This window comes from Paraburkholderia sp. GV068, from assembly GCF_003058125.1.
Classification (GTDB): Bacteria; Pseudomonadota; Gammaproteobacteria; order Burkholderiales; family Burkholderiaceae; genus Paraburkholderia; species Paraburkholderia graminis.
The window spans coordinates 264,340-283,664 of record NZ_QBUB01000010.1 but is presented as its reverse complement, the minus strand read 5'-3'; the positions used below and the strand labels follow the sequence as shown (position 1 = coordinate 283,664).

The following is a 19,325-nucleotide window of genomic DNA, read 5'->3' as shown; positions in this document are numbered from 1 at the left end:
GCAGCGCCGTGGCGGCTCAAAAAGATCGCGCAGGCGCTGCATGTTCCAGGCTTACTTCGTATGCAAACTTACTTGGGCTTGACGACTTCGATCTGCTTGCCCGACGAACCGACGACGTCGTTCTTCCAGCGCGCGGTCCAATCGGCTTTCTTCGCCATGACCTGATTCCAGTCCACCGGAATCAGCTTCACGCCTGCGATGGCCTGCTTGACCGTTTCGCCGTTCTTGCCGGCGAGCGGCACGTCGGTGCGGCCAGGAATGCCGAAGATGTCGGGCACTTTGGCTTGCACTTCCGTCGACATCAGATAGTCGATCAGCTTCTTGCCTTGCGCCTGGTTCGGACCGTTCTTGATGAGGCCGATCGCGTAAGGCAACTGGAACGTGGTCGGCTGGCCGCCCGGCGCCGCCGCGAGAAACACCGGCTTGAGCGACAAGCCGCCGTTGGCCGCGTCGTCGAGATCCATTTGCAGATCGCCGTTTGCGAATGCGATTTCGTTACGCGAGAGCAGCACGTCCAGATAGCCCGTGCCCTTGGTGTGGAACTTGGCGCTTTGCTCGAGCTTCTTCAGATACTCGAACGCCTTGTCCTCGCCCATCAGCGACGACGTCAGGATGATCACGGCCATGCCGTCGCCGGCCGTCGCCGGATTCGAGTACGCGATCTTGCCGCTGTAGTCGGGATGCAGCAGATCGGCGAAAGTCTTCGGCGCGTTTTTCGTGACTTCAGGATTGATCGCGAACGAGAAGTAGTTGTTCACGAAGGTCGCCCACGCGCCATTGGATGCCTTCGCGATCGCCGGGACGTTCTTGTAGTTCGCGCTCTGATAAGCCTGCAGCAGACCGTTCTGGTCCGCTTGCTGGATGAACGGCGGCAAGGTCACGAGTACATCGGCCTTCGGCTGATCTTTCTCGATGGTCGCGCGGTTCACCACTTCCCCGCTGCCCGCGGTGACGATGTTCACCTTCACGCCTTCCTTCTTTTCGAAGGCCGGCAGTACGTCCTTGTAGAGATTTTCGAGGCCGTCGGCGGTGTAGAGCACGACGGCGTCGGCCGCGTGCGCCTGTATCGCCGCGCCGCCGAACAACGTGGCGGCCAGCAGCGCCGGCAACAGCTTGCGTGCGAGGCCCGTGGCTTGAGAGGAATTGGTCTTTGTCATGTCGCTTCTCCGAAAGGCTTAAAACCAGACGGCCGGGAAAACCCGATACCTGTTGTGATTGAACGGCGCCTGGGCCGCGCCGTTTGCGCTTTTATCTGTTGCCTGCGTGCTGCTTGCGTGTCCGCTGCGTGCTCTCGCTTGCTGGTTGCGTGCTGCTTGCTTGCTGTTTGCGTAACCGTTGCGTGCGTGTCGACTGCTCGTTTGCCTGCATGTTGCCCGGCGGCGGCGCCGCTGTCCCGTGTGGATTGCAGATTGCCGACAACCCGAACGCGTGATGTTTGCCCCGGCATACAGCTGCTTACGACCTTCGCGCTGCCTGCCGCGCCTGCATGGGCACGGCAAGGATCACAGGTTTCGATGACAACGCCATGACCATTCTGTCGAATTCCAAAAAACGACACAATTCGCCAATAATAGCCAAGCTGCAACGAAGTGCCAGGAGAACATGCCGGGGAATTCCGACGTTGCCGCCGGATGCGTGGCGGGTATCAGCGAACGAATTGCGCGGACGCGTGACCGGGCGGTTGTGTGGGCGTGTTGCATGCGCCTTTTTGCAACCGCCGCGCGTCGTACGGCGCGGCGGCCTGGGCATCTGCCTGCTTGCGCGCGTCGCTCAGGCAATCACGATTTCCGGACCATGATCGGTGATGGCCTTGCCGAGCGAGCGCTCGGGCGCCAGCTCGGTCACGAGATAGCGCGCCGACTCGATACCGTTGATGCGCACAGGCGTCACGCGGCCGAACTTCGAATGATCGGCGACGACGACCACGGTGTCGGCGGCGGCGATCATGCGGCTGCGCACCTCGGCGGCCATGCGGCTGTAGTCGGTCAGATAGCCGTCGGGCGAGATGCCGCCTGCGCCGATGAAGGCGAAGTCCGCGTGATATTGCGTGAGCTGGTGCACGGTATCGAGCCCGAACGTCGCGTCTTCGATGTCGGAAAGCTCGCCACCGAGCAGCGTGACGCGGTTGTCATTGCGCCGGCCGAGCAAGAGCGCGATGCGCCAGTCGTTGGTATAGACCGACAGGCGGTGGCGGTCGAGCAAGGCTCGCGCGACGGCCTGCGTGGTGCTGCCGGAGTCGACGATCAGCGACGCGCCGTCCGGAACGAACTGCGCCGCGCGCTCGCCGATCGCACGCTTCGCGCCCGCATTCGCGGCTTCGCGGGTGTCGAGATCGGGCTCGCGCCGGTCGCTCGATAGCGCGCCGCCATGCGTGGTGACGAGCAGGCCGCGCCCGGCCAGCGCGTTAAGGTCGCGGCGGATCGTCTCCCGCGACACGTTCAATTCGCGCACCAGTTCGGCGACCGAAAGCGCGCCGGTTTTGGCGACTTGCGCCAGGATGTATTGATGACGTTGTTCTGCCAGCATTCAGGACGGTTCCTTCGTCTTCCCGCGAGAGGCGTGTCGCGCGGGGTGCTTCTTTGTCAAATGCCCTTGAAATAAGGGCTTTTCGTATCAGTAGTCGGTCGTCTGCAGGTTGCTGAGTTCAAGACGTTAGCGTAGCTTTTTTCACTCGCCAGCCGAAAACCTGCGCCGACCATGAGGTTCGATGCCAAGGCCGCGAAACAGCTAAAACGACGGCCGGATGCGTCGGCAAAAGCTGGGCGAGTGGCAAGACGTTCGCACGCGCCACGACGCTGGCGACGCCCCCGTTCTTGCTCGCAAGGCACCAAATCAGCCTGTGATAGCTTCGCCGCCGGAATCATACACGGAGCGGAAACTGTGCGAGGACTTCGTCACGGGCCACATCGCCCGCAGGGCCATTGCTGCTCGTGCTGCCGACATGACCAGCCCAAGCAGATCCCATTGCGATAAAACCTGTATGGATGTACAGTATCCCACACCGAACCGCCGCTATTGCGCAGGCTGCCACGGCTGATGCATGCATCAGCCGATGGCTTGCAAAAAGTGGCAGCAATGACAGGCAGGCAGGGGGAATCGTGAGAAAACTTGGACTTGCGTTACTGACCGCGGCGTTCGCGCCGATGGCTTTCGGGGCCGGCACCTATTCGGAGGTGTGGAATCCGCCTGAGGCGCGCGCGACTGCCCCGCACCGGGTGGCTACCGCACACAGGCTCGCAGTACGACGCCATGTGGCCTTGCACGCGAAAAAGCTGCGTTCGCCGCGCGCGCTGGCAACTGCTCCACGGCTCGTGGCGAAGCAAGGTATTGCGCAAAAGACCTTGCGCAACGAAGAACCAGACATGTCCGAGATTCCGCGGCAAACCACGCCGGAAGGCAACGTGCTTCGCGTGAGAGGCCACGCGGCATCCGCTCACGTCGTGCGCTAATGCAATCGCAGTAGTAACGCGGCCATGACGTATGGAGTCGCGCCATCGTTGAGCAAAACAACGGCGACCTCCGGTTTCCTGCTGGATTTGTTGCTGCGCGGCTTGGCCCATACAGACAACCAGCCGTCGCTGCTCAATCCCGAGCGGCTCCAGTACCTCGAACCGCCGCTTCGCGGGGCGCGGCAACAAGCGGCGCGTTCTCGAGATCGGCCGTCTCCACCACGACGCGCTGAAGCGCCCTGAACGGCGCGAGACACGCCTCGTCCGCGACACTCGACGTAATAAGCCGCCAGTCGCGCTCGAGCGGAGTCCAATGCTGCTGCCGCGAGCGGCCAAGCTTGTCGGCGTCCGCGAGCACGATGACCTGCGCCGCGCGCCGGATGATGCAGTCCTTCAGATACGCCTGCTGCGCGCTGGCCTCGCAAAGCCCGAAACCGGCAACCACGCCGTCGGCGCCCAGGAACGCCTTGTCCACGCTCAAACGGCTCAGCGAAAGTTCGGCGAGCGGCCCGAGCGTGCTCATGCTCGAGTTGCGCAGATCGCCGCCGATCAGCGTCAGATGCACGCCCGGTGCATTGGCAAGCGTCATGACGGCAAGCAGGTTGTTGGTAACCACATGAAGATCAGCACGCGAGCCAAGATGCCGCGCGAGCGCTGCACAGGTGGTGCCGCCGTCAAGCAATACCGTATCGCCGTCGTGCACGTGCGCGGCAGCCGCACGCGCAATCGCTTCCTTCTGATCGCGCTGCGTCGCCTTGCGCTCCTCGAGCGACGCCTCCGGTTCATGCGAGCCGATAAGCGCGGTCGCGCCGCCATAGGTGCGTACTAGCCGCCGCTGATTGGCGAGCGTCGTCAGGTCACGCCGGACGGTTGCCTCGGACACGCCGAGCGCGGCGCTCAGTTGCTCTACGTTGGCGTCGCCGGTCAGGACGAGTTCGAGAATCGCGCGATGGCGCTCGGACGCTTTCATGGGTGTGATTCTGCTGTAACAAGGCTGCCGATGTTACACCACGGTTCGCACGCCATCTTCCGCATTAATTGCGCGGGTTCAGCCGCGCCGCGTCGCGAGTTCCGCGCCCTGGCGCAGTGCTTCCAGCAGGCTGCGCTCGTCGGCGATGCCCTTGCCCGCGATGTCGAATGCGGTGCCATGATCGACCGAGGTACGGATGACTTCGAGACCCACCGTCACGTTCACGCCGGCTTCGAGACCCAGCACCTTCACCGGGCCATGTCCCTGGTCGTGATACATCGCGACGACGAGATCGAAGTCGCCCCGGCCCGCGCGGAAGAACAGCGTATCCGCGGGTAGCGGGCCGGTCACGTCCAGGCCGCGCTCCTGCAACACTTTCACTGCCGGAACGATCTTCTCTTCTTCCTCGCCGTAACCGAACAGACCGTTCTCGCCCGCGTGTGGATTGATGCCGCACACGCCGATACGCGGCTTCGCAATGCCGGCCTTGACCAGTGTCGCGTTGCCGCGCTCGATCGTGCGTTGCACGAGGCCCGGCTCGATCTTGCGGATCGCGTCGATGATGCCGATGTGCGTCGTCACGTGGATCACGCGCAGTTGCGGCGCCACCAGCATCATCGACACTTCATCGACGCCCGTCAGGTACGCAAGCATTTCAGTGTGGCCGGGAAACTTGTGGCCGCCCGCGTGCAGCGCTTCCTTGTTTAACGGCGCCGTGCAGATCGCGTCGATCTGCTTCGCCTCCGCGAGTTCGACCGCGCGCGCGATGAACCGGTACGCGGCGTCGCCCGCGACTGCCGACAGCTGGCCGAACGGCAGATCGTCGGGAATCAGATCGAGGTCGATGCAGTCGATCGTGCCCGGCTCATAGCGCGCTTCGGCCGCTTCCTTGATACGGCGGATTTTCGCCGTGCCGCCAACGATCTGAGTCGCGCGTTCGAGCCGGCGCGCATCGCCGATCACGAGCGGACGGCACTGCTTGTAAACGATGTCGTGCGCAAGGCTCTTGACGACGATCTCCGGGCCGACGCCCGCTGCGTCGCCCATCGTGATGCCGATTACGGGAAGGTAGTTGCTCATGGTGTTTTGCCTGGTCCTTGATGTCTGTGCAGTCCTGCCAGTCCTGCCTGCCTGATTACGCCAACGCGGCGATCAGGCCGAGTCGTGTAATCCGGTTCCGGCGGCTGCCGGTGCTGCGGATGCTGCCGGTTCTGCCGGCGCTTCGTGCAGATAGCGCCAGGCGGCGAACAGCGCATGATCGGTGCCGAAGGCGCCCGCCTTCGTGACGATACGCAAATGCGGCCGCAAAGCGCACGTTGCGACGGGCTTGCCGACTGCCACACCCGCTTCGATCTCCGCGATCAGTTCGATACTGCCGATGCCGGCTGCGCTCAGCATCGCTCGCGCCGTCTCGCCGCCCGTGGCGATCAGGCCGCCGAGCGCCGCAAAGTGCGGCTTGACGAGCGCAGCAAGGGCCGCGGACAGCAACGCGCCTTCCGCAGGATCGAACGCATCGTCGCGGCCTATGCGCAGCAGGAGATCGGCGCGCGTATCGAGCGCCTCGCCAATGCGCGTCTGCCATGCCGCCCAGTCCGCGTGACGTTCGCCGTCACGCAGCACACCGGGCGGCACCGTCAGTTCCGCCATGCCGGCGCGATCGCGCAGCATCGCGCACTGCCGCTCCGATACCGCCGACAGGCTGCCTACCAGCACCAGCACCGGCGAATGGTCTTGCTGCTTCTGCTGTTTCTGCTGTTTCTGCTGTTTCTCTCGCTGCCGTTCGGAAGCGCTTGTGGTCTCTTCTGCCGCTCGCGCGCCGAACAAGCCTTCAAGGCTCGCGATCTCGCGAGCAAGGCCACCCGAGCCGACCCAGAACAACGCCTGATCCATTTGGGTGGTGGCCTGCGCGAGCGTCAGCAGGTCTTCGCTGGTCTCTGCGTCGACGATCAGGGCCTGCGTGCCGCTCGCCGCCACCGCCGCGATCCGCGCCCTGAGCGCCTGACTGCCTTCGCGCAACGCATCCACGTTCAGTTGCGCCGTCGACAGGCCGACCTCCGCCAGCATCGCATGCAGGTCAGCGGCGCGGCCGGCGTTTTCAAGCTTCCAGGTATCGGTGCCTTCGAGCGGCTTGCCGTGCACCAACACACGACCGCCGCGCAACGTCCGGCCGGTCGCCGGGAATGCCGGCGCAACGATCGCCAGACCCGCGAGCGATTGCAGCGCGGCGACTTCCGCGGCCCAATTGCCGCGCAGCGTCGAGTCGATCTTCTTGTACAGACGCCGGCCCGGTACGCGCAACGCCTGCCACGCCGCCGCAGTGCGCCGCGCGGCCTCGGCGGCCGTCAGCCGGCGCGTGTCGGTATCGGCGGCGATCACGTCGGCCGCATGGGCGTCGAGCGCTTGCGCCGACGCCTCGAGCGCGACGACCGTGCGATAGCCCGCGCTCGCGAAACCGATCGCGCAATCCGCCGCGCCGGACAGATCGTCGGCGATGATCAGCATGCTCATCGCGCCAGCTCCCTCGATTCGCGCCGTACCTGCACGCGTTTTGCGACGGCGGCCGTCAGGATCGGCGACAGGATCGCGGTCACCACCACACAGGCGGCCACCAGCAGCGTCGCGCTTTTCGCTGCTTCCGCGTAGACCGGGTTGGCCGCGGCGATCAGCGCGGGCACGGCGGCCGCATTACCTGCCGTATTCGCCGCGGCGGTGCCCGCGACTCCCGTGCCGCCCGTCAGACGGTCGGCGAGATAGAGCGGAATGCCGGTAACGATCACGACGGCGATGCCAAGACCAATGCCGAGGACGCCGGCCTGCCAAACCTTATGCAGGTCCAGGCTGGCCCCGAGCGCCAGCGCGAAAAAAGGAATCATGACCGGGACAGCTTTGCCGAGAAACGCCCGCATTTCGCGGTCCAGATTGCCGAGCAGCATGCCGAAAACAAGCGGCAGTATGCTGCCGACGAGCGTGGGCCACGGAAACGCGGACAGGCCGGCGACGCCCAGCGTGACCATCGTCAGGAACGGTCCCGATTCGAGCGACATGATGGTGTACGCGCCGACGTCCTCGGAACGGCCGTACTGGCCCATCAACGCCATGTAGAGCCCGCCATTGGTGTCGTTCATCGCCGCGACCACGGCAAGAGTCGACAGGCCGGCGAACAGCCCGGACGAAATCGGCTGTTCACCGAGGAAATGGCCCATCACGACGCCCACGACGATTGCCGCGCCGACCTTGGTGACAAACAGCGCCCCGCCCTTTTTGAGCAGATAGGGGGTCGCTTTGACATCGATGCTCGCGCCCATGCAGACGTAGAACACCGCGAGAATCGGCAGCGCGCCAGTGAAAAGCGCATTCGTGAACGAGCCGAAAAACTTCGGCATGCCCGGCAGAAAGGTCGCGACGAGCGCGCCTAACAGCAGGGGGACGATCATCATGCCGCCGGGTACGCGTTCGATGCCGCGCTTGATGTTTATTTGGGCCATGCCAGTCTCCGCTCTGATTGGGTTTTGATCGGATCGGTCACTTCTTTGATTGAAACGATCATGTCCAAGTGTACTGCGGTCGGCAGACTTGCGCAAATCGCTCATTTTTATGATCGAAGTGATCAAAACGGCAGAGTGGGAATTAGGGGTCTGGGCGGCGGCGTGTCGCTAATCATGCGCGGCACGCATTCGAGCGCGAGCAAGCCGCCAGCAAAGCGCAGGCGCGCATGCTCCGCGTAGGTCGACAAGCGGGAGTAGCGTGGACTGCCTATGGACGTGCGGGGGCATGAGCTTCGGTTACCGGGAAGGGCGATAACCTGCGGACGCGGCGACAGGCGACACCTATCGCCGCGTCCGCGAATGCTTTTTCCGGCGCGGGCAGCGCGGCTGCGAACCCGCCCGCACCGTCAATGAACGTCCTAGGCGGCAAACGCCGTGCGCAGCGCCTCCAGAAAGCGCACGTAAGCGGTCGCACCGGGGTCCGCATGGCCGATGCTCCGTTCCTGCACCCAGGCGGCACGGCCTTTTCGCGACTGCATCGAGGCCGTGGCGGCGACTTGCGCCTGCGCCGTCGCGATCATCGCGTCGAGCAGTTCGACGGCGCTGCCTTCCGATGCCTCCAGAGTGTCGAGGCTCGGAACAAGCGCATCGAGCACAGTCTTGTCGCCGACCTGACTCTTGCCGCGCTCGACGATGCGAGCCGCCACCGCGCGCCCGATCGTCAGCGCGTCGGCGCGCCCGGCGCTCTGTACCCCGGCCGTCGCCTTGGCAGCAGCAAGCAGGCCGCCGCCCACGAGCGCCGCGAACGTTGACGGGTTGGCGGTCGAGAACGCCTTGCCGGCAGCCAGCAGCACATCCGCAACCGATGCTTCGTCGGGCAGTGCGGAAAGCGCCTTCACCACCGCTGCCGATCCTGCGCGTACCGTGATGCCGAGATCGCCGTCGCCCAATGCCGCGTCGAGTTCGCGCAGTTCGTCGGCGTGGGCCGGCACCGCATTCAGTGCGCGCGTCAAAACCTCACGCATTTCCTTGCTGGATACAGTCATTGCCGGACCTCTTCAGGATGCCGTGCCGTCGCGGAAGAACGGCGAATTCGCCGGCGCTTCGAGCAGCGCCTGAAGCTCGTCGTCGAGCAGCATCACCGTAATGGATGCGCCCGCCATCTCGAGGCTCGTCACGTATTCGCCGACATAGGAGCGCACCACCTTCAGGCCGCGATCCGCGATCAGGCGCGCCGAACGTCGATAGAGCAGATACAGCTCTTCTAGTGGCGTCGCGCCGAGGCCGTTGACGAGCAATGCCACGCGTGAGCCCTTCTCCGCGTCGAGGTCGTCGAGAATTTCGCGCGTGATGCGCTCTGCAATGGCATCCGCGGATTCGAGCTTGCCGCGGTGCGTGCCGGGCTCGCCATGAATACCGATACCGATCTCCATCTCGCCTTCAGGCAGCGTGAAGGTCGGCTTGCCGGCGGCGGGCAGGATCGTCGGCGACAGGCCGACGCCCATGGTGCGGCAACTGGCGTTCGCCTTGCCGCAGAGACGCGCCACGTCGTCGAGCGAATCGCCGCGCTCCGCTGCCGCTCCCGCGCATTTGAACGCGAACAGCATGCCCGCCACGCCGCGGCGGTCCGCGGCGCGCTCTTTCGGTGCGGAAGCGACGTCGTCGGTCAGCACCACTGTCTGAATTTCGATGCCCTCCGGCTCGGCGAGATCGGCGGCGAGATCGAAGTTCAGCACGTCGCCGCCGTAGTTTCCATAGACGTAGAGCACGCCGGCGCCGCCGTTCACCGCCTTGGTCGCCTCCAGAATCTGCTCGGCGGACGGCGACGAGAACACGTTGCCCACCGCGACGCCGCTGCACAAACCCTCGCCCACGTAGCCGAGAAAGCCGGGCAGATGACCCGAACCGCCGCCCGTCACGATGCCCACGCGCCCCTCTTTCGGCGCGTCCTTGCGGACCAGCGCCCGCTTGTCGGCCGTTGCGCTTTTGATCCACGCCGGATGGGCGGCAAGCAGCCCTTCGATAATCTCGTCGACGAAGACATCCGGTTCATTGATGATTTTCTTCACGTGCTGCTCCTCCGGTTTTGGGGTGCTTTCACAGATGCAATAAGGCGCTTACTGCTTGCGCCGCTGACTGAGCGCATCCAGCAGGACCGCCGCGAAGATGACGCCGCCCTGTATGAACTGCGTCCAGAACGGATTGACGCCGAGCAGCGACAATCCCACATTGATCACGCCGATCAGCACGACGCCGATAAACGTTCCGACGATCGACCCGCGCCCGCCGGCAAGCGACGTTCCGCCAATCACGACCGCCGCGATGACCTGCAACTCCAGCCCGTTGGCCGCGGAAGGCAGCGCGGAATTGAGCCGCCCCGCCAGCACGATCCCGGCAATCGCGGCCGTCACGCCGGCCAGCATGTAAGTGAGGAACACGACGCGATGCACGGGGATGCCCGCAAGACGCGCGGCTTCCTGATTGCCGCCCACTGCGAACACCTGATGGCCGAACGTCGTCTTGCGCAACAACACATGGCCGATGGCGAAGATCACCAGCATGACGATCATCGGCATGGGCAGGCCCGCGACCGTCTTCGCGCCGAACGCGGTGAAGGCATTCGGGAAATCGAATTTGGTGCGGCCGTCCGAAATGGCGAGCGTGAGGCCGCGCGCCATCGCCATCATCGCGAGCGTGACGATGAAGGGCACGAGCCGCAGCCACGCCACCGCGAGGCCGTTCAACGCTCCCGCGGCTGCGCCGACCGCGAGCGCCACGCATAGCCCCGCAATGCCGAGGCCGACCGCGCCCGGCGTGGACCCCGCCATCACAGTCGCGGCGACCATGCCGGTCAACGCGACGAGCGAGCCGACCGAAAGATCGATCCCCGACGTGATGATCACGAAGGTTCCGCCCACCGCCGCTATGCCGACCACCGACACCTGCACCATGATGTTGGTCAACGTGCTAGTCGTCAGAAACTCGGGCGATGCGATCGACAACGCGATGCAGATCAGCACGAGCGCGGCGAACAGTGGCCCGATTCCGCTCCTCAGTTGGCGAATCACGCGGCGCGACAGCGCCTCCGTATCCGCGCGGTTGGCTGCCGTGGAGGTCATGCGCCTGCTCCTGTTGTAGCCCATTGAATGACAGCTTCGGAATGCGCGTTGTCGCGCGCAATTTCCGTCACGATGCTGCCGCGATACATCACGAGCACGCGATCCGACATGCCGAGCAGTTCCGGCAATTCGGAACTCACCATGACGACCGCAGCGCCCGCGCGCGCCATCGACACCATATGCGCGTAGATTTCCGTCTTCGCCCCTACGTCGATGCCCCGCGTCGGCTCGTCGAGCATGATCACAACGGGTTGTGTTGCGGTAGCGCGCCCGAGAATCACCTTCTGCTGGTTGCCCCCGGACAGCGTGCCCGTGACCTGCAGGACCGACGACGAACGCACGTTAAAGCGCGTGCTGGCGTCGCGTGCCAGTTTCCGCTTTCTGACGCGGCTGACGAATCCGCCCGTGGCCAGCGCCTTCAGACTGGACAGTGCGATGTTTTCCTCGATGCTGGCATCGAGCACGAGCCCCTCCAGCTTGCGATCCTCGGACGTATAGACGAGGCCATGACGCACGCCTTCGGTCGGCGAATGATTCGAGATCTTCCTGCCCTTGACGCGTATCTCGCCGGCCGTCGCAGGCAGCGCGCCGAAGATCGTTTTCAGCAGTTCGGTGCGCCCCGCGCCTGCGATTCCCGCAATGCCGACAATCTCGCCCGCGCGCACCTTGAAGCTCGCATTGCGCAGCAGCGGCGCACTGGCGAGATCACGCACCTCGAGCACGACATCGCCGTAATCGCGCGGCTCCCACGGATAGAACGACTCGAGATTGCGCGCGACCATCGCCTGCACGAGTTCGGCTTCGGTCCATTGCGACATGGGACGCGCGCCGACAGTCGCGCCGTCGCGCATCACGACCGCCGAATCGGCCAGCTCGAACACCTCTTCGAGATGATGCGAAATGAAGATGATGCCCATGCCCGCCGCCCGCAGCCTGCGCACCACAGCGTACAGATTGACGATGTCCTGGCTTTGCAGCGCGGCGGTCGGTTCGTCCATCACGAGAATGCGCGCATCGCGCGTAATGGCCTTCGCGACTTCGACCAGTTGGCGCTTGTTGAGCGGTAAATCGCCGAGGCGCATCCACGGCGGCACATCGTCGAGGCCCACGCGCGCGAGCGCCGCCCGCGCGAGACGATTGGCTTCGCGCTGCACGAGGAAACCTTTGCGCGCCGGCATGCGGCCGAGAAACAGGTTTTCCGCCACCGTCATGTCGTTGATCAGCGAGAGTTCCTGATAGATCACGGCGACGCCTGCGTCGATGGCCGCATGAGTGCCGCGCGCCAACGGCACGCCGTCTATTTCGATCGTGCCTTCGTCGGGCTCATACGCGCCCGACAGCGTTTTGACGAGTGACGACTTGCCCGCGCCGTTTTCGCCGACGATCGCCATCACACGCCCGGCCTGCAATTCGAGACTCACGCCGCGTAACGCCTTCACGCCCGGAAAACTTTTGACGATGCCCTGCATGCGCAGCAGCGGCACAGGTGTCTCGACGGGCACGCGCTCCCGTTCTTCGGCTTGCACTGTCATGTCGCCTCATTCCGTTTGCGGGCTGCGCGCACCGTCCGCTGCAACGCAGCCCGCGACCCGTCTTACTGTTTGACTTCCTCGGACCACAGCCCATATTTCTTCGTCGCATCCGAATCGATATTGGACTTGTCGATCAGCAGGGTCGGCCACGCATAGTTCGCCGGCACGTCCTTTTTCGCGGTGTAATCCGCGACGAATTGCAGCGACTTGGCGGCCATCTGAATCGGGTTCTGCGAAATGGTCGCGTCCTGCTTGCCCGCGCGAATCGCCGACAGTGCCTGCGCCGTGCCGTCCGCGCCGATCACGAGAATGTGCTGCTTGTCGTCGAGCGGCTTGTAGCGGCCCGCATTGTCGATGGCCTTTTCCGCGCCGACCGTGTTGTCGTCGTTAGCACCGAACACCGCGTCGATCTGAGGATACTTCTGCAGGATATTGGTCATCGCGTTGAGCGACTTCTCCTGATCGAATGCGCCTTCCTGACGCGCGACCACCTTGATGTCGGGATACTTGGCGATCTCGTCGCTAAAGCCCTTCTCGCGATCGGTGGCGGCCGTCGTGCCGACGAGCCCGATCAGGTCGACCACGTTGCCTTTCGCCGAGCCGTAACGCTTCGTCAACTGGTCGGCGATCCATTTGGCGGCCGTCTGCCCTAGCGCAACGTTATCGGATGCAACAAAAGACGTGACCTTGCCGCCATCCGAACCACGATCCAGCGTGAACACCGGAATGTTCATCGCATTGGCTTTTTCGACAGCGGGAATGATGGCCTTCGAATCGATCGGATTGAGTACCAGTGCTGTCACGCCCTGGCTCAGAAGATTGATGGCGTCGTTGACCTGCTGCTGCGCGTCGCCGTTCGCATTGGTCTGCACGAGATCGAAGCCTTGCTCCTTGGCGCCCTTCTCCACGCCCGCCTTGAGGCCGACAAAGAACGCATTGTTGAGCGTAGAGACCGAGAAGCCGATCTTCGTCTTGCCGCCCGCTGCGTTCGCCACGGGCGCGCTCGCCGGCGCGCTCGCGGCTTCACTCGCGCTGCCGGTCGAGCTGCTGCTGGTCGAACTGTTGTCGCTTTTCGAACACCCGGCAAGCGCGGCTGCCGCACACAGCAACACCGCGCAGGTCGATTTACCCAATACGTCCCATCCGTCGAATCTTGCTGAACTCCAGGCCATAGCTGTCTCCGTTGTAGGATTTCTTCACTGCGATGCGAACGACCACTTCCTTCAAGCAAGCGTGCTAATGCTTGGCTTCCTTGCGCCTGCCATACGTCTTGAACTTTTCGAGCACCTCGTCCATCTGCTCACCCGACAGAAGCGGCGGCGCTCCCAGTTGACACGCGAGCAGATACTGCCGTGCCAGCACTTCCACTTCGTGCGCGAGCCAGACGGCGCGCGCCAGATCGACACCCAGCGCGACCACGCCATGATGCGCAAGCAGGCACGCGCGGCGGTCCTGCAACGCCGTGAGCGCATGATCCGAAAGCAACTGTGTGCCGAACAGCGCGTATGGCGCGCAGCGAATCGAATCGCCGCCCGCTGCCGCCACCATGTAATGCAGCGCCGGAATGTCGCGTCCATGAATTGCCATCGCCGTGGCCGCGATCGAATGCGTATGCACGACCGCATGCATCTCCTGCCGCGCGCGAAGAATGTCGCGATGAATGCGCCATTCGGACGACGGACGCTTGTCGCGCAGCACGTCCGCGTCGTCGGCCACGTCGAGCGATAGCCACACGATGCTGTCTTCGCGCAGCTCGCGCGCCGGCACGCCGCTCGGTGTGATCAGAAAACCATCGCCGAGGCGCGCGCTCACGTTGCCCGAAGTGCCCTGGTTGATGCCGAGCCGCTCCATCTCGAGCGAGGTCTCGACGATGTCCCGGCGCAACGCGCGCTCCGTTGCCGCACTCATGCCGCGTTCCCTGCCGCAGGAAAGAGACTGCCGAGCGATCGTTCGAACGGCGCCCTCACGATGCCGCGTTCAGTAATGAAACCCGTGACGAGTTCTTGCGGCGTCACATCGAATGCGGGATTGCGGACCTTGATGCCCGGCGCCGCCGTGCGTTGTCCCGCGATATGCGTGACCTCTTCGTCGCAACGCTCCTCGATTTCGATCTGCGCGCCGCTCGGCGTGCGAAAGTCCAGCGTCGACGACGGGCACGCCACGTAGAACGGTATGCCGTAATGCTTCGCTGCAATGGCAACCCCGAGCGTGCCGATCTTGTTGGCAAAGTCGCCGTTGGCCGCCACGCGGTCGGTGCCGACGATCACCAGGTCCACGAGTCCCTGCGACATGATCGAAGCGGCCGCGCTGTCCATGATCAGCGTCACGTCGACGCCCGCCTGCTGCAATTCGAACGCGGTGAGACGCGCGCCTTGCAGCAGCGGCCGCGTTTCGTCCGCGAATACCTTGAAGGTCACGCCTTCGCGATGCGCTGCGTAAATCGGCGCGGTTGCAGTGCCGAGGCCCGTCGTGGCAAGCGCCCCCGCGTTGCAATGTGTGAGCACGCCGCTGCCCTGTCCGATGAGCGGCATGCCATGACGGCCGATGCCTTCGCACAGCGCCTGGTCTTCCGCATGGATCTGCTGCGCCTCGTCGACGAGCGCAGCGTAAAGCGCAGCGGTATCGCTTGCGCCGCACGTGAGCGCACGTTGCAGCATGCGTCTGAGGCTCCAGCTCAGATTGACGGCAGTGGGACGCGCGGTGTCGAGCCAGCGTGCGCGCCGTTCGAGTTCCGCCCGAAACTGCGCGAGCGGCAATGCGCGGGCATCCTGAACAGCGACGCATAGTCCATACGCCGCCGCGACGCCGATGGCCGGCGCGCCGCGCACCCGCAATTCGTGAATGGCTCGCCACACTGCGGCTGCATCGGCGACATGCTCCACGACGATCTCATGCGGCAGGCGAGTCTGATCGAGCAGCAGAAGATCGCCGTCGCGCCATTCGATCGTAGGGGCCAGCGCGGGGAACAGGGACTGCGCAACCATGAAAGCTCCGTGTGCGTTAAACGTGTACAGGCGTCTCGCGGCGAATCTCGCGCGCGAGCATGGCGACCTGCTCGATGTCGGTGAGCGTCTCGCGTTCGACGAGCAAGGCTTCGGCGCAGCGCAGACAACGCACTTCGATCCGCGCCCGCGCCTGCGCATCCGGTATGCGCGTGATGTCGGCGACCTTCGCCATGCCGACGATGCGGCGGATCATCTTGCAGCCGGCAAAACCGAGCGTATCGGCAAGCAGGCGGCGCATGAAATGCGCGCAATAGCCTTCGAGCGCGCGTGTCTGCCCCTGTCCGCCGATGAAGCGGCGCTCGCTGCGGCTTTCATGATCGCGCCACAGTGCAACGAACTGCTCGCTAAAGCCGTTCCATATGCCGATCACCTGAGCCAGCAGCCATTCCTCGTAAGCCGCCGGGTCGCCTCCGTCAGCACGGCCATGCCAGTCGCGCGAGAAATAGGCCAGAAGGAGATTGGCCAGCACCGCGCCGATGTCGAAACCCATCGGCCCGTAGAAAGCGAACTCCGGATCGATCACGAACGTCTCGTCCTCGTTGACCATGATCGAGCCGGTATGCAGATCGCCGTGCAGCAAGGTCTCCGCGCGGTTCATGAATGCCCACTTCATGTCGCCCGCGGCAATGCGCAACGCTTCGTTCGTTCTCAAACGTTCGAGCGCGGATAGCGGCAAGGCCGGGCTATAAATATTCGACGGATGATCTTCGAAAGGAAACGTGAACACCAGATCTTCAGTGATCCTGCACAGTTCGACATTGACGGCTGCGCTCACCGCCTGCTTTTTGATGTCGGGCGCAAGGAACAGATCCGAGCCATGAAAGAGCGTCTGCGCGAGATAGGTGGACAGATGCGCCGCGAGCTTCGGATAGGTCATGCCGCTCATCAGCCCTTGCCGCAAAATGCAATGCGACGCGAGCCGTTGCATGACCATCAGAAAACGCTGGCTGTCGGCGTGATACACCTTGGGCACATGCTGCGGGCAAAGCGCGCCGAAGCGGCGCAGGGCCGCGACTTCGTGCTCCATGCGCTGACACGACAGCGGCCACGTCTTGCCGACCAGCCGCAAAAAGGGCGGAGCCTGCTTGACCACGACGCTGCGCTGCGGCGTCTTCGCATTCGTCACGAAGTACACATAATTCAGATTGCCGTCGCCGACTTCGGCGACGTCCAGATCGTCCGGCTCGCCGAGCAGCGCGCGCACCTTGGGAATGGCGCCGAGATACGCTGCGAGCTCGCTTGCGGTAAAGGCTTCAAACTCCATCGGTGCCTCCTCCGATGTTGCTTCCGGCGCTCATCGACCAAAGACGTCTTTAGCGACGCTTGCGCACCAGGTCGAACTTGAAGATGCTCGTGTTGTAGTAGTCGTTGCTATAGCAAAGCGGCTCGCCGCTCTGATCGAAATCCACTTCGTCCAGCAGCAGAAACATGCCGAAACCATCGCCCAACTCGGGCAGATCGCGCGGCGTGAGAATGGTGGGCTGTATCGACGTGTGCGTATGCGACAAACGCCGGCCAGTCCGCGCGAACATGCCGAATAGCGATTCGCCCAATTCACCCTGCGCCTCGTCGAAAAGCGTTTTCGGAATCGTGTCGATGCAATAAGCGGCAATTGCATCGTCGGCGCGGCGCACCCGTTCGATGCGGATGCAACTGTCGCCCGGCGCGATTCCAAGCTTCTCGGCAAGACTCTCCGATGCGGCAATGCTGTCCATCTGAATACGGCTCGTGGAAGGTACGGCGCCCACGCTCCTGATCATGTCAGTTACAGACATCAGATCATCGAGGCCACCTTGCAGCTTCAACGAAATTTGTCTGATGAAGGTGCCGCGCCCCTGAATCCGTGACAGCAGTCCATGCGAGATCATTTGCGCCACTGCTTCGCGCAAACTCGAACGGCCGACTCCAAGCAGTTCGCAGAGCTCCAGTTCAGTAGGAATCTGGTCACCCGGCTTGAGCTTGCGCTCACGAATCATGGTCAGCAGCGACTCCTGAATCTTGTCGCTCATCGATCGCTCTACGCTCAGGCGCATGTTGTCTCTCGCTCGTCACTGCGCCCAATATACATCAGACATCTGATGTTTTTGTAGGGAGTTTCCCTTGGTTTTTTCTCGCGTCTGCCGCCCTTCACGAGCCGCGAATTGCGTCGCACGCGCAGCAAGTCCAGACGCTCATCCTTGTCGATGCACGCTTCTCGCCGCGCTGCGTTGCGCAAAATCGGGCTTGCGCGGCGATGCCTTGCAAAGTGCTGAACGCGCTGTGCCGAGCGCGTTTTTATGGTCGGTGTGTAGAATGAATCGCACAACGCCGCGCTATTACAAACGCCTGAATGGGCGCTGCATTCGCAAGGCAAATTTAAGGAGACGACAATGTGGTTTGTCGGCAAGAGCGAACTGCTCTCTTTGATCGAATGTCATTGCCTCGACGAGGTAATGCCCGCCTTTAGCGACCATCGCACGCTGCGTAAGAACGCCGTCATCTATCGGCCGGACGAATCGAGCGAGCACGTGTACCTGCTCAAGAGGGGCAGCGTAAGGCTCTACCGTCTGACCGAGGACGGCCAGGAAATCACGCTTGCGTTCGTGAAGGCGGGCATGATTTTCGGCGACGGCGACGTGCTCAACGAAGAGAACTATTCCCATCACGCGCAGGCGCTGACGCCGAGCATGGTCTGCTATATCCGCAAGGCCGATTTCAAGGAACTGCTCGCGCGTTACGACGTCATCAATCAGTTCGTGCTGCGCAATCACTATCTGCGCTGGCAGGAAGCACAGCAGTTGATCGAGAATCTCTCGCTGCACGATGTCAGAAAGCGGCTCGTCAATATCCTCGTCATGTTCGCCGGCCAGGTCGGTGCGGCCCACGAGCACCCGGAGCACGGCGATACCATCCTGATCGACTTGCCGATCGCACAGGACAAGCTGGCGGAATTCATCGGCACGTCGCGCGAATCCGTCAACCGGCACTTCAGCGACCTGAAGGCGGAAGGCTTCGTCGACATGCACGAGCGCAAGATCGTGCTGACGCCTGCGTTCGTCACGCGCTACATCACAAGAGCGCCCAGCTTTACGGCCGTACCGGCAAGCGCAAGCCAGGCGCCGCGCGAGTTCAGAGCGCCGCTAATGCGCGCTTGACCGACGCCACGCCGCTCTGCGGACTGGACAGCACAGGCACCGGCAGCGAGCCGAGCGACGGCACGAGGCGCGCCATCGAGACTTGCGCGAGCACGATCACATCCACCTGTCCGGCAAGCTCGATAATCGCGCGTTTGAGGATGTCGTCGTGCTTCGCGGCGTCGCCGGCAAGCAGCGCTTCGAATGCGCCTTGCGCGATGCATTCCGTCACCTCGATCTCAACGCCGCGCTCGACAGCCTTCCTGCGAATGAGGCGCACCGTGGGCTCCAGCGTCGTGGACACGGTAGCGACCACGCCGACCCGCGGTCCGAGCGCGCAGGCCTCGTCAGCCATCGCTTCGTCCACCTTGACGATTGGCGTGCGGATCATGCCGCGCAGCAGATCGGTCGCCTCGCCCACCGACGAGCACGCGTTAAGAATGATGTCCGCGCCGAGCGCTTCCGCGTTCGCCATGTAGCTATAAAGGCGGCGCGTTACTTCGGGCGTCAGGTGTCCCGCCGAACGCACATCGGCGAGCAGGCTGTCGTCGACGATATTGACGACCCGCGCATCGGCTAATTGCGCGGCGAATTGCGCCTTGAGCGGGTCGACCGTGACTGGGCCGGTATGTATAACGACGATCGTGGTCAT

General features: G+C 63.6%; 18 protein-coding genes. 2 read left to right on the top strand and 16 right to left on the bottom strand.

The annotated features are described in order from the left end of the window. Positions 1–68 precede the first annotated feature (68 nt). Entirely contained in the window at positions 69–1,157 is a 1,089-nt protein-coding gene (gene phnS / locus C8K18_RS21450; RefSeq protein ID WP_029970318.1) for a 2-aminoethylphosphonate ABC transporter substrate-binding protein, read from the bottom strand. 613 nt (positions 1,158–1,770) lie between these two features. Beyond that, positions 1,771–2,526 carry a DeoR/GlpR family DNA-binding transcription regulator gene (locus C8K18_RS21445; RefSeq protein WP_006053235.1) on the bottom strand — a complete coding sequence of 252 codons (756 nt, stop codon included), beginning with the start codon at positions 2,524–2,526 and terminating at the stop codon, positions 1,771–1,773. 572 nt (positions 2,527–3,098) lie between these two features. Here C8K18_RS21445 and C8K18_RS21440 point away from each other — a divergent pair. Beyond that, positions 3,099–3,449 (top strand): hypothetical protein, encoded by a 351-nt coding sequence (locus tag C8K18_RS21440; RefSeq protein ID WP_107709640.1) that lies wholly within the window; start codon positions 3,099–3,101, stop codon positions 3,447–3,449. A 133-nt stretch (positions 3,450–3,582) separates the two neighbouring features. On the opposite strand, the gene C8K18_RS21435 is transcribed toward C8K18_RS21440, so the two are convergent. The 13 genes from C8K18_RS21435 to C8K18_RS21375 form a co-directional block, all read right to left on the bottom strand. Continuing rightward, positions 3,583–4,419, bottom strand: coding sequence for a DeoR/GlpR family DNA-binding transcription regulator (locus tag C8K18_RS21435; RefSeq protein WP_107709638.1), 837 nt, complete (start codon positions 4,417–4,419; stop codon positions 3,583–3,585). 78 nt (positions 4,420–4,497) lie between these two features. Continuing rightward, positions 4,498–5,499 (bottom strand): 4-hydroxythreonine-4-phosphate dehydrogenase PdxA, encoded by a 1,002-nt coding sequence (pdxA, locus tag C8K18_RS21430; protein ID WP_029970316.1) that lies wholly within the window; start codon positions 5,497–5,499, stop codon positions 4,498–4,500. 72 nt (positions 5,500–5,571) lie between these two features. After that, entirely contained in the window at positions 5,572–6,927 is a 1,356-nt protein-coding gene (locus tag C8K18_RS21425; protein WP_107709636.1) for a four-carbon acid sugar kinase family protein, read from the bottom strand. After that, complete coding sequence (locus C8K18_RS21420; RefSeq protein ID WP_029970314.1) at positions 6,924–7,904, bottom strand: 2-keto-3-deoxygluconate permease; 981 nt, start codon at positions 7,902–7,904, stop codon at positions 6,924–6,926. The genes C8K18_RS21425 and C8K18_RS21420 overlap by 4 nt, the downstream gene beginning before the upstream one ends. A 419-nt stretch (positions 7,905–8,323) precedes the next feature. After that, positions 8,324–8,950, bottom strand: coding sequence for a DAK2 domain-containing protein (locus C8K18_RS21415; protein WP_107709634.1), 627 nt, complete (start codon positions 8,948–8,950; stop codon positions 8,324–8,326). Positions 8,951–8,962: 12 nt separating this feature from the next. Beyond that, the gene (locus C8K18_RS21410) at positions 8,963–9,973 is read right to left on the bottom strand and encodes a dihydroxyacetone kinase subunit DhaK (RefSeq protein WP_107709633.1); all 1,011 of its coding nucleotides are present in this window, start codon (positions 9,971–9,973) and stop codon (positions 8,963–8,965) included. Positions 9,974–10,021: 48 nt separating this feature from the next. Beyond that, a complete protein-coding gene (locus C8K18_RS21405) occupies positions 10,022–11,023 on the bottom strand; it encodes an ABC transporter permease (protein WP_006049724.1) in 1,002 nt (333 codons plus the stop codon). After that, on the bottom strand, positions 11,020–12,555 hold the full coding sequence (locus C8K18_RS21400) for a sugar ABC transporter ATP-binding protein (protein WP_107709631.1): 1,536 nt from the start codon (positions 12,553–12,555) through the stop codon (positions 11,020–11,022). The genes C8K18_RS21405 and C8K18_RS21400 overlap by 4 nt, the downstream gene beginning before the upstream one ends. Positions 12,556–12,617: 62 nt before the next feature. After that, positions 12,618–13,727: a sugar ABC transporter substrate-binding protein gene (locus C8K18_RS21395; RefSeq protein WP_006049726.1), complete on the bottom strand. Its 1,110-nt coding sequence runs from the start codon at positions 13,725–13,727 to the stop codon at positions 12,618–12,620. 64 nt (positions 13,728–13,791) lie between these two features. Next, positions 13,792–14,463, bottom strand: coding sequence for an L-fuculose-phosphate aldolase (locus tag C8K18_RS21390; RefSeq protein ID WP_029970309.1), 672 nt, complete (start codon positions 14,461–14,463; stop codon positions 13,792–13,794). Continuing rightward, the gene (mtnA, locus tag C8K18_RS21385; protein ID WP_029970307.1) at positions 14,460–15,539 is read right to left on the bottom strand and encodes an S-methyl-5-thioribose-1-phosphate isomerase; all 1,080 of its coding nucleotides are present in this window, start codon (positions 15,537–15,539) and stop codon (positions 14,460–14,462) included. The genes C8K18_RS21390 and mtnA overlap by 4 nt, the downstream gene beginning before the upstream one ends. A 16-nt stretch (positions 15,540–15,555) precedes the next feature. Then, on the bottom strand, positions 15,556–16,824 hold the full coding sequence (gene mtnK, locus C8K18_RS21380; protein WP_053860204.1) for an S-methyl-5-thioribose kinase: 1,269 nt from the start codon (positions 16,822–16,824) through the stop codon (positions 15,556–15,558). Positions 16,825–16,873: 49 nt separating this feature from the next. Next, positions 16,874–17,569, bottom strand: a complete 696-nt coding sequence (locus C8K18_RS21375; protein WP_006049730.1) for a GntR family transcriptional regulator — start codon at positions 17,567–17,569, stop codon at positions 16,874–16,876. 360 nt (positions 17,570–17,929) lie between these two features. On the opposite strand from C8K18_RS21375, the gene C8K18_RS21370 reads away from it, so the two are divergent. Beyond that, a complete protein-coding gene (locus C8K18_RS21370; RefSeq protein WP_107709629.1) occupies positions 17,930–18,694 on the top strand; it encodes a Crp/Fnr family transcriptional regulator in 765 nt (254 codons plus the stop codon). Here C8K18_RS21370 and C8K18_RS21365 read toward each other — a convergent pair. Further along, positions 18,669–19,325 (bottom strand): aspartate/glutamate racemase family protein, encoded by a 657-nt coding sequence (locus C8K18_RS21365; protein ID WP_006049732.1) that lies wholly within the window; start codon positions 19,323–19,325, stop codon positions 18,669–18,671. The two genes, C8K18_RS21370 and C8K18_RS21365, sit on opposite strands and share 26 nt — an antisense overlap.

Bases quoted from the DNA above. Each gene is read 5' to 3' on its own strand.
- C8K18_RS21395 (WP_006049726.1), bottom strand. From the start codon at position 13,727: ATGGCCTGGAGTTCAGCAAGATTCGACGGATGGGACGTATTGGGTAAA.
- C8K18_RS21375 (WP_006049730.1), bottom strand. From the start codon at position 17,569: ATGAGCGACAAGATTCAGGAGTCGCTGCTGACCATGATTCGTGAGCGC.
- mtnA (WP_029970307.1), bottom strand. From the start codon at position 15,539: ATGGTTGCGCAGTCCCTGTTCCCCGCGCTGGCCCCTACGATCGAATGG.
- C8K18_RS21390 (WP_029970309.1), bottom strand. From the start codon at position 14,463: ATGAGTGCGGCAACGGAGCGCGCGTTGCGCCGGGACATCGTCGAGACC.
- mtnK (WP_053860204.1), bottom strand. From the start codon at position 16,824: ATGGAGTTTGAAGCCTTTACCGCAAGCGAGCTCGCAGCGTATCTCGGC.
- C8K18_RS21445 (WP_006053235.1), bottom strand. From the start codon at position 2,526: ATGCTGGCAGAACAACGTCATCAATACATCCTGGCGCAAGTCGCCAAA.
- C8K18_RS21370 (WP_107709629.1), top strand. From the start codon at position 17,930: ATGTGGTTTGTCGGCAAGAGCGAACTGCTCTCTTTGATCGAATGTCAT.
- C8K18_RS21365 (WP_006049732.1), bottom strand. From the start codon at position 19,325: ATGACCACGATCGTCGTTATACATACCGGCCCAGTCACGGTCGACCCG.
- C8K18_RS21400 (WP_107709631.1), bottom strand. From the start codon at position 12,555: ATGACAGTGCAAGCCGAAGAACGGGAGCGCGTGCCCGTCGAGACACCT.
- pdxA (WP_029970316.1), bottom strand. From the start codon at position 5,499: ATGAGCAACTACCTTCCCGTAATCGGCATCACGATGGGCGACGCAGCG.
- C8K18_RS21405 (WP_006049724.1), bottom strand. From the start codon at position 11,023: ATGACCTCCACGGCAGCCAACCGCGCGGATACGGAGGCGCTGTCGCGC.
- C8K18_RS21425 (WP_107709636.1), bottom strand. From the start codon at position 6,927: ATGAGCATGCTGATCATCGCCGACGATCTGTCCGGCGCGGCGGATTGC.
- C8K18_RS21435 (WP_107709638.1), bottom strand. From the start codon at position 4,419: ATGAAAGCGTCCGAGCGCCATCGCGCGATTCTCGAACTCGTCCTGACC.
- C8K18_RS21415 (WP_107709634.1), bottom strand. From the start codon at position 8,950: ATGACTGTATCCAGCAAGGAAATGCGTGAGGTTTTGACGCGCGCACTG.
- phnS (WP_029970318.1), bottom strand. From the start codon at position 1,157: ATGACAAAGACCAATTCCTCTCAAGCCACGGGCCTCGCACGCAAGCTG.
- C8K18_RS21420 (WP_029970314.1), bottom strand. From the start codon at position 7,904: ATGGCCCAAATAAACATCAAGCGCGGCATCGAACGCGTACCCGGCGGC.